The organism is Kosakonia sp. BYX6 (assembly GCF_038449125.1).
GTDB lineage: Bacteria > Pseudomonadota > Gammaproteobacteria > Enterobacterales > Enterobacteriaceae > Kosakonia > Kosakonia calanthes.
The window spans coordinates 365,725-381,588 of record NZ_CP151800.1 but is presented as its reverse complement, the minus strand read 5'-3'; the positions used below and the strand labels follow the sequence as shown (position 1 = coordinate 381,588).

General features: G+C 54.6%; 16 protein-coding genes. 2 read left to right on the top strand and 14 right to left on the bottom strand.

The features are described 5' to 3' along the window. Positions 1-15 precede the first annotated feature (15 nt). From gntR to AAEY27_RS01595, 3 genes are all read right to left on the bottom strand, one after another. A complete protein-coding gene (gene gntR / locus AAEY27_RS01605; protein WP_342323222.1) occupies positions 16-1,011 on the bottom strand; it encodes a gluconate operon transcriptional repressor GntR in 996 nt (331 codons plus the stop codon). A 102-nt stretch (positions 1,012-1,113) separates the two neighbouring features. Further along, entirely contained in the window at positions 1,114-1,809 is a 696-nt protein-coding gene (locus AAEY27_RS01600; protein WP_342323221.1) for a pirin family protein, read from the bottom strand. Positions 1,810-1,931: 122 nt separating this feature from the next. Beyond that, the gene (locus AAEY27_RS01595; protein ID WP_342323220.1) at positions 1,932-2,969 is read right to left on the bottom strand and encodes an oxidoreductase; all 1,038 of its coding nucleotides are present in this window, start codon (positions 2,967-2,969) and stop codon (positions 1,932-1,934) included. A 395-nt stretch (positions 2,970-3,364) separates the two neighbouring features. Between AAEY27_RS01595 and AAEY27_RS01590 the strand changes: the two genes are divergently transcribed. Beyond that, a complete protein-coding gene (locus AAEY27_RS01590; RefSeq protein ID WP_342323219.1) occupies positions 3,365-3,832 on the top strand; it encodes a bactofilin family protein in 468 nt (155 codons plus the stop codon). A gap of 331 nt (positions 3,833-4,163) precedes the next feature. Here AAEY27_RS01590 and ggt read toward each other — a convergent pair whose 3' ends face one another. Then, positions 4,164-5,918, bottom strand: coding sequence for a gamma-glutamyltransferase (gene ggt / locus AAEY27_RS01585; protein ID WP_342323218.1), 1,755 nt, complete (start codon positions 5,916-5,918; stop codon positions 4,164-4,166). A gap of 121 nt (positions 5,919-6,039) precedes the next feature. On the opposite strand from ggt, the gene AAEY27_RS01580 reads away from it, so the two are divergent. After that, complete coding sequence (locus AAEY27_RS01580; RefSeq protein WP_342323217.1) at positions 6,040-6,459, top strand: DUF2756 family protein; 420 nt, start codon at positions 6,040-6,042, stop codon at positions 6,457-6,459. Here the strand turns inward: AAEY27_RS01580 and ugpQ are convergent. From ugpQ to livH, 10 genes are all read right to left on the bottom strand, one after another. Beyond that, entirely contained in the window at positions 6,456-7,196 is a 741-nt protein-coding gene (ugpQ, locus tag AAEY27_RS01575) for a glycerophosphodiester phosphodiesterase (protein WP_342323216.1), read from the bottom strand. The two genes, AAEY27_RS01580 and ugpQ, sit on opposite strands and share 4 nt — an antisense overlap. Beyond that, the gene (locus AAEY27_RS01570) at positions 7,193-8,266 is read right to left on the bottom strand and encodes a sn-glycerol-3-phosphate import ATP-binding protein UgpC (protein WP_342323215.1); all 1,074 of its coding nucleotides are present in this window, start codon (positions 8,264-8,266) and stop codon (positions 7,193-7,195) included. Before AAEY27_RS01570 ends, ugpQ begins: the two co-directional genes overlap by 4 nt. A 1-nt stretch (position 8,267) precedes the next feature. Next, positions 8,268-9,113, bottom strand: a complete 846-nt coding sequence (gene ugpE / locus AAEY27_RS01565; protein ID WP_342323214.1) for a sn-glycerol-3-phosphate ABC transporter permease UgpE — start codon at positions 9,111-9,113, stop codon at positions 8,268-8,270. Further along, positions 9,110-9,997, bottom strand: a complete 888-nt coding sequence (ugpA, locus tag AAEY27_RS01560) for a sn-glycerol-3-phosphate ABC transporter permease UgpA (protein ID WP_342323213.1) — start codon at positions 9,995-9,997, stop codon at positions 9,110-9,112. The genes ugpE and ugpA overlap by 4 nt, the downstream gene beginning before the upstream one ends. A 113-nt stretch (positions 9,998-10,110) precedes the next feature. Beyond that, positions 10,111-11,427 (bottom strand): sn-glycerol-3-phosphate ABC transporter substrate-binding protein UgpB, encoded by a 1,317-nt coding sequence (ugpB, locus tag AAEY27_RS01555; protein ID WP_342323212.1) that lies wholly within the window; start codon positions 11,425-11,427, stop codon positions 10,111-10,113. Positions 11,428-11,737: 310 nt separating this feature from the next. Beyond that, positions 11,738-11,857, bottom strand: a complete 120-nt coding sequence (locus tag AAEY27_RS01550; RefSeq protein WP_342325433.1) for a type I toxin-antitoxin system Hok family toxin — start codon at positions 11,855-11,857, stop codon at positions 11,738-11,740. Between the two features lie 302 nt (positions 11,858-12,159). Beyond that, a complete protein-coding gene (gene livF, locus AAEY27_RS01545) occupies positions 12,160-12,873 on the bottom strand; it encodes a high-affinity branched-chain amino acid ABC transporter ATP-binding protein LivF (RefSeq protein WP_342323211.1) in 714 nt (237 codons plus the stop codon). A gap of 1 nt (position 12,874) precedes the next feature. After that, positions 12,875-13,642 carry a high-affinity branched-chain amino acid ABC transporter ATP-binding protein LivG gene (gene livG, locus AAEY27_RS01540; protein ID WP_342323210.1) on the bottom strand — a complete coding sequence of 256 codons (768 nt, stop codon included), beginning with the start codon at positions 13,640-13,642 and terminating at the stop codon, positions 12,875-12,877. Further along, on the bottom strand, positions 13,639-14,916 hold the full coding sequence (gene livM / locus AAEY27_RS01535; protein WP_342323209.1) for a branched chain amino acid ABC transporter permease LivM: 1,278 nt from the start codon (positions 14,914-14,916) through the stop codon (positions 13,639-13,641). The genes livG and livM overlap by 4 nt, the downstream gene beginning before the upstream one ends. After that, on the bottom strand, positions 14,913-15,839 hold the full coding sequence (livH, locus tag AAEY27_RS01530; RefSeq protein ID WP_342323208.1) for a high-affinity branched-chain amino acid ABC transporter permease LivH: 927 nt from the start codon (positions 15,837-15,839) through the stop codon (positions 14,913-14,915). Before livH ends, livM begins: the two co-directional genes overlap by 4 nt. Between the last annotated feature and the right edge of the window lie 25 nt (positions 15,840-15,864).

Sequence of the window (15,864 nt, the reverse complement as noted above, 5' to 3'; positions counted from 1 at the left end):
TTCAAATTTGTCAGACTAAATAGATCCACCTGGTGACAAAGTGAAACCTAAATCTAACATTTTCGGCGTAACTGCTTCACCACGAATGCGCGCCAGCAACCGTTCAGCACCGATACGCCCCATGCGTTCACGTGGCGTCAGCACGCTCGCCAGACGCGGCTCCATCACCTGGCCAATGTCGTGACCGTGGAACCCGGCGATTGCCATATCTTGTGGAATTTTTAGCCCGAGACGCTGGCACTCAAACGCCGCGCCAACGGCGAGGTCATCGTTCGTGCAAAAAATCCCGTCAAGTTGCGGGTACTCGCGGCGCGCCTGGCGCATCAGCTCAATCCCGGCGGTGTAAGAGGAAGATTGTTCCACCATCACGCTGTACGGCGTAAGCCCGGCATCCAGCATCGCCTGCTCGTAACCCTGCTGTTTGATGATAGTACGTTCATCCAGACGTGCGCCGAGGTAAGCCACACGACGATGGCCGCGCGCGAGAATGGCGGCGGTCATTTGCCGGGCGGCTTCGAAGTTGTCGAACCCGACAGCGATATCCAGGCACGGCGAACGGCTGTCCATCAGTTCCACGACCGGAATACCTGCCACTTCAATCATTTTCAGCGTGCGAGGTGTATGTGTACGTTCGGTGAGGATCAAGCCATCAATGTTCCAGGAGAGCATCGATTCCAGACGCTCCTCTTCCATTTCCGCTTTGTAGCCGTAGTGCGCGAGCATCGTTTGGTAGCCGTGCGCGTCCGTCACACTTTCAATACCGCGTAATACTTCAGCGAAAACCTGGTTGGTGAGAGAAGGGAGAAGCACGCCAACCGCCCGGCTGGTGGCATTGGAGAGAATATCGGGAGCGCGATTGGGAATGTAGCCCAGTTCATCAAGCGCAGCGGCGATTTTGCCACGTAACGCCACGGACACCTGTTCCGGGTTACGCAAAAAACGGCTGACCGTCATTTTGGTCACGCCAACACGATCTGCCACATCCTGAAGTACGGGTCTTTTCTTTTTCATCGTCCTGACATTTTAGACTGAGAGAGATTTTTTCAGTCTATCACGGACAACGCGCAACCTTCCGGCCAAAACCAGAAGGTTGCGTGATTTATTTACGCTGCATCAAACCGCTGGCAGATCGAACAGCAGAATTTCGCTGTCGCTATCGGCGTGAACCGAAATTGCCTGCTCGTCCCAAATCGCCAGGCCATCGCTGGTGGTCGCTTTGGTGCCGTTAATAGTAACGTTACCTTTCACCACCTGGATCCACACGCGGCGGTCAGCGCTGATCTGGTGAATGGACTGCTCATCTTTCAACAGCGCCCAGCGGTAAAGCTCCATATCCTGATGCACTTTCAGCGAACCGTCGCGCGCTTCCGGTGACAGCACCAGTTGTTTGCCCTGCGCGGCGTCGAAACGGCGCTGCTCGTAGCGCGGCGTAATGCCGTTAGTTTCTGGAATGATCCAGATTTGGTACAGGTGCAAACGCTCGGTTTCGCTTGGGTTGTATTCAGAGTGACGCACACCGGTACCAGCGCTCATAATCTGGAATTCACCCGCCGGAACCTGCTCTTTGTTGCCCATGCTGTCCTGGTGCTCAACCGTGCCTTCCAGCACATACGTCAGGATTTCCATGTCTTTATGCGGGTGAGTACCAAAACCCTGGCCCGGATCGATCACGTCGTCGTTAATCACGCGCAGTGCCGAGAATCCCATAAAATTCGGGTCGTAATAGTTGGCAAACGAGAAGGTATGCCAGGAATCCAGCCAGCCATGATTTGCGTGACCACGGTCATTTGCTTTGCGTAAGAAGATCATGTTTTTACCCCCGTATGTTTTCGATGGGGTAAGTGTGGACGCAATTGTTGCGCAATCATAGAGGGTGAAAATTGACCCCTCTATTCAAAAAAAATGAACAACAACAGAGGAGTCTTTTCCCCTTACTTCGCAAGGGTTATCGTGGTCGGTGAGGCCTGTTCGAAGGCCCGTTCTAACAGTTCAAGGTTAGTGAGAACTTCAGATTCCTTGACATAATTTGGCACACCGCTGGCGATCGTGGCATAGAGCGCATCATACACGCGGCCATAGTCGCCGGTTTCAGGGGTGATTTCTTCGCGTACTGTTTCGCCCGCCGCATTCACATACTCAAGAATGCCGAGGCTGTCATCAGCGGCAAACCCTGGTTCACCCGGCATAATATTGGCCTTCAGGCTGGTTTCCTGCTGGTCGATACCGTATTTGATAAACGAGCCTTTGATGCCGTGGACAATAAATTTCGGGTAATCGATCTTCACCAGATGGCTGGTTTTGACGATGGCTTTTAAATCGCCGTAGAACAGTTGCGCTTCAAACGTATCGTCAGGGTTGGCTTTATTACGCAAGCTGCGGATGTCATAAGCGGCGTGATCCGGGCGACCAAACAGCGAAATGATTTGATCCATGGTATGCACGCCAAGGCCATAAAAGGAGCCATCTTGCGGCAAGCCTGGCTTGGTTTCCGCCACCGGGCGGAAATAATCAAAATGGCTTTCGATTTCAACGAGATCGCCCAATTTGCCGCTTTCAATCACTTTTTTAGTGGTGAGAAAGCAGGAATCGAAGCGGCGATTCTGGTACGGCGAAACCGTCAGGCCTTTGCTTTTCGCCAGCTCAAACAGGGTGATAGCTTCCGCCATGGTCGGGGTAAACGGCTTTTCCACGAGCACATTTTTACCCGCCTCCAGCGCCCGTTTCGCATAGTCAAAATGGCTGTCAGCGTGGGTGCAAACGATCACCAGCTTAACCTTCGGGTCGTTCAGCACATCATCAAGATCGCTGGTGAAATGAATATGTTGATATTGCGGGTGCTGCTCTTCCGGCTTCGGGTGGCGGCGGAAGATATGCGCCACGTTCCAGGTGGCTTTACGGTTGAGTACATACGGCAGGTGATAGCGGGTGGTACTTTTCCCAAACCCAATAAATGCGCAATGTAAGGTCATGATCGTGTCCTTTGCTGAATATCAGTCTTACCTTAACGCAAGGACCGATGGAGCAGAACCCTGAACAATCCGGTTATCGATTAATGTTATGCATATTAGTAATTTACAGAATCCTAATTTCTCCCCGCCCCCTTGACCCTCCGCACAGCTTCCCGCATAACACTCCCGGCAGGAGATCGCTCTTGTTCATTCCACGGGTCAGAAGCACCCACCACGCAGGGAGTTGCGCGCAACACACCATGGAAAGGCAATATCGTTATTTGAATCTCGCACTCGCTTTTTGGGTGTTCGCACTGGCGAGCTGGTGCATGAACGCACAGCTATGGGCTCAGGTTGCGGCAGCGCTAACGCTTCTCGGCTTCTTCTTACACACAAATCAACACCAGGTTAATGCAATGTTCGGTAAACAAAAAAATCCAAAACAGCCCTCATCGCCGACGGTCAGTTCGCCACTGAATACCGAGAAAGAGACGCCGCGGGAAGAGAAACAGAATACGGTGTTTGCCAGCGGTACGCATTTTGTCGGCAATGTCACCTCGTCAGGCCAGGTTCAGGTTTTCGGCACCATTACTGGCAATATCGACGCAAAAGACAACATCATCAGGATTATGCGTAACGGCGTAGTTGAAGGGAATATTTCCTGCCGCGAGTTGTTTATCGACGGTACGGTAAACGGTGAATGTCGCAGCGAAACGATCAATATCGAAGAAAACGGCACCATTACCGGCGTGCTGACCTACAGCGCATTAACCATCAAGAAAGGCGGCACTTTCTCGGGCCAGGCGAAGCTGAACTCGCAGGCGACGAAAAGCGCGGCGGTGAACGAGAAAACCGAAAAGTCCGATAAAAAAGACGCGCGCTGAATAACAGGCAAAAAAAAAGCCAGCACCTGGCTGGCTAAGAAATACTGGAAGCAATGTGAGCAATGTCGTGCTTTCAGGTTCACCGCAACGGGTTACCTGAACGCACGGCAATAATAATCATTATCATTCGCACTTGTCCACCCCTTTTTGCAAAAAATGGCAGTTGGCGCTTCGTTCTAAAGGTCGGAATGTTAAGCATTAACCCACCAAAAAGAAGAACCAGGATGAGCGAGATAGTGATACGCCAGGCTCAAATGCGCGATGCCGAACCCTATGGCGCGGTTGAAATAAAAAGGTGAATGCCCTCTCCCGGTCGGGAGAGGGAAACGCATTAATATCCGGCGGTTAAATCATCCACCGTGCGCGGATCAGATGCGCCATACAGCGTGCCATCCGGTGCCACCATAATGCTCTGCGTGCTGCCCATCGACGCTTTCACAGCCACTTTTTGCCCTTTCTGCTCCAGCAGTTTCAAGGTATCCGGGCTAAAGCCTTTCTCGACGCGCAACTCATCCGGCAACCATTGATGATGGAAACGCGGCGCGTTGGTCGCTTCTGCCACGTTCATACCAAAATCGATAGTGTTCAGCACCATTTGCAGCACAGTAGTAATAATTCGGCTGCCGCCAGGGCTGCCGGTGACCAGCCAGGTTTTACCCTCTTTCAGCACAATCGTGGGCGACATCGAAGAGAGCGGGCGTTTGCCCGGCCCAATCGCGTTCGCATCGCCACCGACCAGCCCGTAAACATTGGGCACGCCCGGCTTGGCGGAGAAATCATCCATTTCGTTATTCATCAGAATCCCGGTGTTACCCGCGACAATACCGGTGCCGAAAATGGTATTCAGCGTGTAAGTGACCGCGACGGCGGTGCCGTCTTTATCCACCACTGAAAAGTGGGTAGTTTGGTTACTTTCGTACGGCTCCAGCTTGCCGGGGCGGATCTGGCTGGAAGGCCGCGCTTTGTTGACGTCAATCTGTGCCGCAATGGATTTGGCGTACGCTTTGTTGGTCAGCGCCTGCCACGGCACTTTCACAAAGTCCGGGTCGCCAAGGTATTCGGAACGGTCAGCATAGGCGTATTTTTCCGCCTCGGTAATCACCTGCATGGCGTCGGCGCTGCCAAAGCCATATTTCGCCAGATCGAAATTCTCCAGAATATTGAGGATTTCGACGATGTGGATCCCGCCAGATGATGGCGGCGGCATGGAGTAAACCTGGTAACCGCGGTAGTCGCCGCTTATCGGCGTGCGCTCCACGGCTTTGTAATTCGCCAAATCTTCTTTGGTCATCAGACCGCCGTTCTTGCTCATCTCCTGCGCGATTTGTTCAGCAACAGTGCCTTTATAAAAGCCATCCGGACCTTTTTCGGCAATCAATTCCAGGCTTTTAGCAAGATTGCTCTGTACCAGTTTGTCGCCCTTCTTCAGCGGTTCGCCATCTTTCCAGAAAATGGCTTTGCTGTTTTCATGGTTCGGCAATACTTCACTGCCGTAAGTTTTCAGGTCTTCAGCCAGCGCATCGTTCACCACAATGCCCTGTTTCGCCAGTTTAATGGCCGGTTGCACCACTTTGTTCAATGGCAGCGTGCCGTATTTTTCCAGCGCCATTGAGAAACCGGCGACAGTACCGGGCGTGCCGGACGCCAGATGCGAAGTGAGGGATTTTTTACTATCCGGGTTGCCCTGATCATCAAGAAACATATCGCGCGTTGCCGCGGCGGGTGCCATTTCGCGGAAGTCGATGGCGGTCACGTTGCCCTCTTTGGTGCGGATCATCATAAAGCCCCCGCCGCCAATATTACCGGCCTGCGGATGCGTTACCGCCAGCGCATAACCCACCGCAACTGCCGCATCCACCGCATTACCGCCCTGCTTGAGGATCTCCACACCGACGCGGGTGGCGGTGTCATCGACAGAGGCCACCATGCCCTGTTTGGCGACTACCGGGTGAAAAACATCGGCCTCAACACCGTATGAGACGGGAGCGGAAGCAGGTGCCGGTGGCGGCGCGGCGCCTACGCTAAAACATCCTCCCGCCGTCAGAGCGGCGATCGCCACCCAACGCGCAAACTGCTGTTTGATCATCGTCGTTCTCCACAAAGAAGGGCTACAGTTCCCGCTTAATCCTGGTTCACAACTCTTAAAAAATCATTGCCATGAATGAAAACGAGTAAACTATAGAGAGCCTCAATAGGAGGAAATCACCATGAAACATTTGATTATTGTGGCGGCGCTATTGCCTTTTACCGCTTTCGCGCAGCCGGTCAACACGACCAATAACCCTAACCAGCCGGGCTATGTGATCCCCAGCCAGCAGCGGATGCAGACGCAAATGCTTAACCAGCAACAGCAACAACAAGGCATGTTGAAACAGCAGAGGGAGTCGCAGAACCGCCTGCAACAGCAGCAATTGCAATCGCAGATTAACAACAACTCGCAACGCGTAAGGCAGGCACAGCCGGGGGAGCGCAATCCCAGCCGCCAGCAAGTGCTCCCCAACACAAGCGGCGGGATGCTCAGCGAGGGAATTAGCAACGGTGGGGTAAATACGCAGCAGCAACATATGCTGCCACAGAGTCAGAACGGCGGCATGCTGCAAAGCGCACCGCCGTCGACAACGCCTTAAGGCTGAAAATGCGGCCCGATGGTGTCGATGTTATCCGTGCAGATAGCATCGACACCCCAGCGCAGCAGCTCTGCCGCCCGCGCGGGTTGGTTAACGGTGTACACCAGAATGTGTAACCCCGCGTCGCGCAGCATGCGTACCCGCGCCTCATCCAACAGCTTATGATTGAGATGGATGGAAACGCAGGCTAAGCGGGTGGTGATCGCTTGCCAGTCATCGCGCCACACATCAAGCAGCAGACCGCGCGGCAGTTCCGGTGCGGCTTGTTGTGCTGCTTCCAGCGCGTCGATGTCAAAAGAAGAGAGTAGCGGCGGGATCATGCCTGCCCACAATTCGCGGGCAGCCAGCGCGACCACCTTGCCAGTCAAGGTTCCGGTACCCGTGCTGGGTTTGATTTCGATATTCGCCATCATGCCGTACTGACGGCAGCGGTTCGCCACTTCCGAGAGCAACGGCAGCGGTTCGCCTTTGAATTCGCCGCCGAACCAACTTCCCGCATCCACTTTTAGCAAATCGCTCCATGCCAGTTCGCCCGCTACACCCCAACCGTTGCTGGTGCGCTCAAGGTTGTCGTCATGCAGCAAAAAGATCTGCCCGTCTTTCGACAGCTTGGCATCGAACTCAATCATCGTGTGGCCGTACCGCGCGCCGACATCAATTGCCGCCAGCGTGTTTTCCGGTGCCAGTTTGCCGCCGCCGCGATGGGCGACGATATGTGGATAGGGCCAGTTATTCATACGCGTTGTCCTGTTTCACCATCAAATAAGTGCAGGTGATTTTCCGCCAAATGCAGCCACAACGTGCTGCCGGGCGTTGGGCGTTCATGATGCGCCAGACGCGCCACCAGTTTTTGCTCGCCCCAGCGACCGTGCGCCAGGTTATCTGCGCCGAGCATCTCCAGCGTGTCCATCACCAGCGGTACGCCGCCTGCGGCCTGTGAGCTTAGCGCAATATGTTCCGGGCGGATACCTAAGGTCATTTTGCGCCCGGCATAGCCGCGATAATACCAGTTGATGGGCAGCGCCATGCCGCTATCCAGCTCAAAGTGCGTTCCGGCACTGCTGATGCGACCTTCCAAAAGATTCATCGCCGGGCTGCCGATAAAGCTCGCCACAAACCGGCTGGCGGGCTTTTCATAGACTTCAACCGGCGTCCCGATTTGCTCGGCGACACCTTTGTTCATCACCAACACGCGCTGCGCCAGCGTCATCGCTTCCACCTGATCGTGGGTAACATACAGTGACGTGGTGTTCAGCCGACGATGCAGTTGCTGTAACTCAAGGCGCATCTGCACGCGCAGTTTGGCATCCAGGTTGGAGAGCGGTTCATCGAACAGAAACACCGCCGGATCGCGCACAATGGCGCGGCCCATTGCGACGCGCTGACGCTGGCCGCCGGAAAGCTCGCGCGGACGGCGTTTTAACAGCCCATCGAGTTCAAGAATGCGCGCCGCTTCCGCAACACGTCCGGCGATATGCGTTTTGCCCATACCGCGGATTTTCAACCCCCAGGCCATGTTCTCTTCGACGCTCATATGCGGGTAGAGTGCATAATTCTGGAACACCATCGCGATACCGCGATCTTTCGGTTCCATTTCCGTCACGCGCTGGCGATCAATCCAGATATCACCGCTGGAAACGCGCTCCAGCCCGGCCACCATGCGTAATAGCGTCGATTTGCCGCAGCCCGACGGACCCACCATCACAATAAATTCGCCGTCGGCGACGTCCAGCGTCAGCGGTTGAATCACCTGAGTTTTGCCGCTGTCCCAACTTTTCGTGACCGCTTGTAATTTTAATCCTGCCATCTTATTTCTCACTGTCGACCAGGCCGCGCACAAACGCGCGCTGCATGGCTAAAACGATAACGACTGGGGGGATCAGCGTCAGCAACATGGCTGCCATCACCTGGTTCCATTGCGTGGTGCCTTCGCCGCTGGCGATCATGCCCTTCACGCCCGCCACAGCAGTGCCAAGGTTGACGTCGCTGATGATCAGCAACGGCCACAGATACTGGTTCCAGCCGTAGATAAAGGTGATAACGAATAGCGCCGCGAGATTGGTTTTCGAGAGCGGCAGCACGATGTCGCGGAAAAAACGCATCGGCGAGGCGCCGTCAATGCGCGCCGCTTCCAATAACTCGTCCGGCAGCGTCATAAAGAACTGGCGGAACAGAAACGTCGCGGTGGCGGAAGCCATCAGCGGTAAAGTCAGGCCAGTGTAGCTGTCGAGCATTTTCAAGTTGGCGATCACTTCCACCGTCGGGAAAATTCGAACTTCAACCGGCAGCATCAACGTGCTGAAAATCATCCAGAAGAACAGGTTACGCAGCGGGAAGCGGAACCAAACAATGGCGAAGGCCGACAAGATTGAGACGGCGATTTTTCCCACCGTGATGACAAACGCCATCACGAAACTGTTGGTCAGCATCAACCAGAATGGCGCGCTGTTCACGCCAATACCGTTCACCCAAATGTTGCGCAGGTTTTCCCACAGATGGCCGCCAGGAATTAAGGTCATTGGCGTGTCATACACCGCGTTGATATCGAGCGTCGCGGTAACAAACGCGACATACAGCGGAAACAGCACCACTGCAATACCGAGAATAAGCATGATATGGCTGAACAGCGTCAGCCCTGGGCGATTCTCAATCATTGGTAACGCACCTTACTTTCGACATAGCGGAACTGAACTACCGTCAGCACGATCACCAGCAACATCAGCACTACCGACTGCGCCGCAGAAGCGGAGAGATCCAGCCCGGCAAAACCTTCGCGATAGATTTTATAAATCAGCGTGGTGGTCGCCTGCACCGGCCCGCCCGCCGTTGCGGCATCAATAACCGGAAACGTGTCAAAGAAGGCGTACACCAGGTTAACCACCAGCAGGAAGAAACTGACCGGCGCGATCAACGGCAGCGACAGCTTGAAGAAGCGGCGAATTGGCCCGGCACCATCAATGGCGGCGGCTTCGACCAGGGAACGGGGAATCGACTGCAACGCAGCGAAGAAAAACAGGAAGTTGTAGCTGATTTGCTTCCAGACTGAAGCGAACACCACTAAAAACATCGCCTGGCTGCTGTTTTGCGCGTGGTTCCAGTTGTAGCCAAACTGCTCCAGCGCATGGGTGATCAACCCGCGTCCTGGGTTGAAAAGGAAAATCCACAGCACGGCGGCAACGGCAGGCGCAACGGCGTATGGCAGCAGCATCAGCGTTTGATAGATCCGGCTGCCGCGCACCACGTTATCCACCAGCGCGGCAAAAAACAGCGACACCAGCAGGCCGCTGAATGTCACCAGCGCGCTAAAGCGGATTGTCGTCCAGAAAGAATCCAGGTAGTAGCTGTCGTGAAACAGCGCCACAAAGTTATCCAGCCCGACAAACTGGCTGGATAGCCCGAACGGATCGACGCTTTGCACCGAATACCACAGCGCCTCGCCCGCAGGCCAGATAAAGAAAATAATCGTGATCGCCAGTTGCGGCGCAACCAGCAAGTAGGGAAGCCAGCGTGAACGAAACACCGGACGGGATGAGGACATAAACAGGCTCTTTTTAAGAAAACGCCGAGTAGCAGGATCGCATTTGCCGGGCTTGTAGGCCGGATAAGCGCCCGCGCCATCCGGCAATCAAAGCGCTACCCGGCTTTTTTTAATTAAGACTTTGTCGACTGCTCGAAGCGACGCAGCAGTTGGTTACCGCGTTCAACTGCGGAATCCAGTGCTTGCTGCGGGGTTTTCTTGCCGGTCCATACGCTTTCCAGTTCTTCATCAACAAGGGTGCGGATCTGCGGCATGTTGCCCAGACGCATACCTTTGGTGAACGCCAACGGCGGCTTGTTCAGCATCTGGCGCGTCGCGATATCGGCACCTGGATTTTTGTCATAAAAGCCCTGCTGACGCGTCAAATCATAGGCCGCAGTGGTGATTGGCAGGTAACCGGTTTTCTGGTGCCATTCGGCGGCATTTTCCGGTTTCGTCAGGAAGTCGAGGAACTGCGCCACGCCTTTGTAAGTCGCATCGTCTTTACCCTGCATCACCCACAAACTTGCTCCGCCGATAATGGCGTTCTGCGGCGCGCCTTTTACGTTCGCATCGTAGGGCATCATGCCAACGCCGTAGTTAAATTTGGCGTAGTGGCGGATATCCGCCAGCGAACCGGAAGAGGCGGTGGTGATGGCGCAATCGCCGTTGTAAAACTTCTCGGTGGATTCGTCTTTACGACCGAAGTAGCTGAAATCGCCTTTTTTGTTCAGCTCTTCCAGCATGGCGATATGTTTTACCTGTTCCGGTTTATTGAATTCCAACACCGCGTCAGTACCGTCAAAACCGTTATTTTTGGTCGCTACCGGCAGGCCGTGCCAGGCGCTGAAGTTTTCAATCTGGATCCAGCCCTGCCAGCCACTGGCGTAACCACATTTCATCCCAGCGGCTTTCAGTTTGGCGGTGTACTCGGCCAGATCCTGCCAGGTCTTCGGCGGCTGATCCGGGTTCAGGCCCGCTTTTTTAAAGGCGTCTTTGTTGTAATAAAGCACCGGCGTGGAGCTGTTAAACGGCTGAGAGAGCAAATGGCCGGTTTTAGAATCGGTGTAATAGCCAGAAACGGTCGGTACAAACTGGCTTTCGTCAAAGTTGATGCCCGCATCTTTAAATACCTGATACACCGGTTTGATGGCTTTCGAGGCCATCATGGTGGCGGTACCCACTTCATAAACCTGCAAAATGGCCGGCGCGTTGCCGGTACGGAAAGCGGCGATACCGGCGCTCAGGCTCTGCTCGTAGTTGCCTTTGTACACCGGCACGATTTTGTAATCCGGGTGGGTTTCATTGAAACGTTGCGCCAGGGAGTCAACTTCTTTACCTAACTCCCCTTCCATTGAATGCCAGAACGGAATGGTGGTTGCGGCCATGGCGTTGCCTGCAAAAACTAATCCCATCGCCAGACCCAAAGCTGTATGTCGTAACGTTGTCATTGTGCTCTCTCTTGTTATACGGGATGCGCGATATCACGCTTTTATGCTCGCGAGGTAACATGACACGCTCGAATGACAGAAAAATAACTATTTAATTACAAATAGATGACAACCAGGCGTCAGGAAAATGTCGCTGGGATGATGAAACGGTGAAGGAAAAATGGCGGAAAATCAGGGATACGTTTCGGCTATACCGAAAAAGCAAAAGGGCTTCCCTGCAAACAGAGAAGCCCTTTATAAAGGCGCTCGGGCACTATGTCCTGACTTCATCACGACCTGAAAGGCAGGGATTGCTCCCTGCCCCAGGTTGCTACTTACCGGATTCGTAAGCCATGAAAGCGGCCACCTCCCGATCGGTATCCTTATAGCGGATTTCACACAGCGATTTCCGCGTCAGGTAAGTGAATATCAACAGTGTGAAACACAGGATGAATACGCACCAGATCAGGGTTTCTTGCGGTTGCTTCATAGCCTTCGGCTCCTTGCCTTTCGGCGGGTAAGAGGCTAGTCTGATGTTCTCAGGCATTCGGATAGCCTCGGGTTAATTGAAAAATAACTCGGGGCTTTCTTCTTTCTGCCGCACAACGTTCTACAAACCGCCATGAGGCAAAAAGCCTCAAGCGCCGCGCGCATCATATCCCATCAAACAATCTGGCAGCATCGCAGCCGGGTGTTTTTCAGACAAAAAACCGGTCCTTTTGAGACCGGTTTTGAAGTTTTTACGACAACGAATTACCCACCCAGATAAGCACTGCGCACGGCTTCGTTCGCCAGCAACGCTTCGCCGGTATCTTCCAGCACCACGTGGCCGTTTTCCAGCACATAGCCGCGATCGGCGAGCTTCAGCGCCTGGTTAGCGTTCTGCTCGACGAGGAAGATGGTCATCCCTTCTTTACGCAGTTGTTCGATGGTGTCGAAGATCTGCTGAATGATGATCGGCGCGAGCCCCAGCGAAGGTTCATCCAGCAGCAACAAACGCGGCTGGCTCATCAACGCACGGCCAATCGCCAACATCTGTTGCTCACCACCGGACATGGTACCCGCCCGCTGGATTCGGCGTTCATGCAAGCGTGGAAACAGCTCATAAACCCATTTGATACGGGATTGATACTGATCGCGGTCGGCAAAAAAGCCACCCATCGCCAGGTTCTCTTCAACGGTCATACGTGAGAAAACGCGGCGTCCTTCCGGCACAATCGCCACCGCTTCGCGCATGATTTTTGCGGTCTGCCAGTCGGTAATCTCTTTGCCATCAAACACAATTTGTCCGCTGCTCGCCCGCGGATCGCCGCAGAGCGTACCGAGCAGCGTGGTTTTACCCGCGCCGTTCGCGCCAATCAGGGTGACGATTTCGCCCTGATTAATATGCAGACTGACATTATGCAGCGCCTGGATTTTGCCGTAGTGAGCACTGACTTTGTCAAAAGATAACATCACTTTTTCCATCTTATGCCTCACCCAGGTATGCGCGGATCACGTCCGGATTGTTACGAATTTCTTCCGGCGTCCCGTTCGCCAACGGCGTTCCCTGGTTCACCACATAAATCCTGTCAGAAATACCCATCACCAGTTTCATATCATGCTCAATTAGCAGAATCGTGGTGTTGTGATGGTTACGCAGCTCGACAATCAACTCGTCCAGTTCTTTCGTCTCTTTCGGGTTCAGCCCTGCCGCAGGTTCATCCAGCATCAGGATTTCCGGCTGTGTCACCATGCAGCGGACAATTTCAAGACGACGCTGATCACCGTAAGCGAGGTTGCTGGCCTGGCGGTTTGCATGGGCTAGCAAACCGATTCGGTCGAGCCAGGTGGCTGCGCGATCCAGCGCTTCACTCTGCGCGCGACGAAAGGCCGGGGTTTTCAGCAGACCGGAGAAAACGCCGGTTTTCAGTTGCTGATGTTGCGCCACCAGCAGGTTTTCAATCACCGTCATTTCACGGAACAGGCGAACATGCTGGAACGTGCGCACCACGCCCATGCGCGCGATTTGCTGGCCAGGCAGCCCTGCGAGATGCTGGTCGCGCAGCATAATGGTGCCGCCGGTCGGTTTATAAAAACCGGTAAGACAGTTGAACACCGTGGTTTTACCTGCGCCGTTCGGGCCAATCAGCGAGACAATCTCCTGCGAACGCAGTTCCAGCGCGACGTTGTTCACGGCCAGCAGGCCGCCAAAACGCATCATCAGGCCGTTTACGGATAACAATGGCTGACTCATGCCTGCTCTCCTTTCGCTTGCCCGTTTTTCAATTTCAACTGCGGACGGGTCATCGGCAGCAAGCCTTGCGGACGCCAGATCATCATCAGTACCATCAAACCACCCAGCATCAACATGCTGTATTCATTGAAGTCACGCATCAATTCACGAGAAACCACCAGCAAAATCGCCGCGAGGATCACCGCAAACTGCGAGCCCATACCGCCCAGCACCACAATCGCCAGAACAAACGCGGATTCGGCGAAGGTGAAAGATTCCGGGCTGACAAAGCCCTGGCGAGCGGCAAACAGCGTTCCGGCAAAACCGGCGAACGCGGCGCTGATGGTAAATGCCGTCAGCTTGATGCGCGTCGGGTTGAGGCCCAGCGAGCGGCAGGCGATTTCATCTTCGCGCAGCGCTTCCCACGCGCGGCCCAAAGGCATACGCAGCAGGCGGTTAATCACGAACAGCGTCAGCACCACCAACAGCAGCGCCACGAGGTAAAGGAACACCACGCGGTCGCTCGGATCGTATTTCACGTTAAAGAAGTTACTGAACGTATCCCAGCCGCCTTCACGCGCGGAACGGCTGAACTCCAGGCCAAACAGCGTTGGTTTAGGGATCTGACTGATGCCGTTCGGACCACCGGTCACTTCGGTGTTATTGAGCAGCAAAATACGCACGATTTCGCCGAAACCCAGCGTCACAATCGCCAGATAGTCGCCACGCAAACGCAGCACCGGGAAGCCAAGCAGGAAACCGGCGGCGGCAGACACCAGCCCGGCGAGCGGCAGGCAGGTCCAGAAGCCGAGGCCGTAATAGTGGTTCAGCAGCGCAAAGGTGTACGCGCCGATAGCGTAAAAACCGCCGTAACCCAGCACCAGCAGGCCAGAAAGACCCACAACCACGTTCAGGCCCAGGCCGAGGATGATATAAATCATCGTCATGGTGGCGATATCCACCGTGCCGCGCGACACCATAAACGGCCACGCCACGGCGATCACCAACAGCGCCAGCAGGAACAGTTTCTGTTTTACCGTCGAGCCATCAATCGCAGGCAAGACAAATTTCGGCCCGGAAACACCCTTGAGGCTTTTCTGGAAAACGGGACGCAGTAACTGGAAAAAGAAAACCACTGCGGTGCCGATAAAGATCCACTGCCAGCGGATATCCGCCGCAGTATCAACCACCAGTTTGGTGCCATCCAGCTCCAGTTGGACGCCCATAAAAACGCCCGCCAGGATGAAGAACATGACGGCGGAAAGCAGCGCCATCGCAAAATGCATCGGTTTCATACTTTTTCAACCTCCGGGCGACCCAGAATGCCGGTCGGCATCACCAGCAGCACCACGATCAACAGCGCGAACGAGACCACATCTTTATATTCGGTGCTCAAGTACGCCGAAGAGAGGGCTTCCGCCACGCCTAAAATCAGGCCGCCGATCATCGCGCCAGGAATGCTGCCGATCCCGCCTAGAACGGCTGCGGTGAAGGCCTTCATGCCCGCCATAAAACCGATATACGGGTTGATAACACCGTAGAACTGGCCGAGCAGCACGCCCGCAACCGCCGCCATTGCCGCGCCGATCACGAAGGTCAACGCAATAACGCGGTCAGTGTTGATGCCTAACAGGCTGGCCATTTTCAAATCTTCCGCACACGCACGGCACGCGCGGCCCATGCGGGAATAACGGATAAACACCGTCAGCGCCAGCATGGCGACAAAGGTGACGATCCAGATAACCAACTGCATGGTAGTGATTGTGGCGGCGAAGTTTTCGCTGCTGCCCACCGTCCACTGGCCGTTAAACAGGCTCGGCAACGCCACATCGCGCGAACCTTCGGTCAGGCTGACGTAGTTTTGCAAGAAGATGGACATACCGATGGCGGAGATCAGCGCAATCAGGCGCTTGGAGCTGCGCACCGGGCGATAGGCCACTCGTTCAATGCTCCAACCGTAGGCGCTGGCAATGACGATGGCGCCGACGAAGCCCGCAGCCACTAGCAGCCAACTGGTGTCAATGCCCATCATCATGAGCGCGGCGATAATCATAAAGGAGACATAACTACCGATCATGTAGACCTCGCCGTGGGCGAAGTTAATCATGCCGATAATGCCGTAAACCATGGTGTAACCGATGGCGATCAATGCGTAGGTGCTTCCCAGCGTTACGCCGTTAAACATCTGTTGCAAGAAATAGAGAAACTGCTCGGACATAACATAACCTTCTTGAATCTCTCCG